Source organism: Paenibacillus oleatilyticus, assembly GCF_018998565.1.
GTDB classification, from domain to species: domain Bacteria; phylum Bacillota; class Bacilli; order Paenibacillales; family NBRC-103111; genus Paenibacillus_G; species Paenibacillus_G oleatilyticus.
The window spans coordinates 1-390 of sequence record NZ_JAHNZO010000124.1 but is presented as its reverse complement, the minus strand read 5'-3'; the positions used below and the strand labels follow the sequence as shown (position 1 = coordinate 390).

Sequence of the window (390 nt, the reverse complement as noted above, 5' to 3'; positions counted from 1 at the left end):
GGCGTGACCGGAATGCGTCACGCGCCGCGCGCCGTCCTTGGCAAATGGCCGCATGCGCCGTATTTTGCTCTTGCCACCGCGACCGACCCGTGTTTAGTCAGGTCAGCGTTGGCCGGGTGCAAAGTTCGGCGCCCCTCGCGCAAGCAAGCCAAAAAAGGGTCGACAGAGGCTCGATTGGATCCGCGCAAGACCAAGGCGCGCTGCCCCTGTCCCAAGGCGCCACCACTAGGCTGGATTACAGAACACGCATGAGACCGTCCAAGTCACGTTCGCGCTCCAAGTCGAACCGTTCCCGCTCGATGGGCAATATCGTCAACCGGGTCTTCGACAGTTCGGGCCCCGAGGGCAAGGTGCGCGGCACGCCGCAGCAGATCATCGACAAGTACAACC

The 390-nt window shown here is 63.1% G+C and carries 1 protein-coding gene; it reads left to right on the top strand.

Annotated elements, in window-relative coordinates; genetic code table 11:
* Positions 1–44: 44 nt before the first annotated feature.
* The coding region (locus KQX66_RS38350) for a DUF4167 domain-containing protein (protein ID WP_216798413.1) at positions 45–390 on the top strand (346 nt) is incomplete at its 3' end.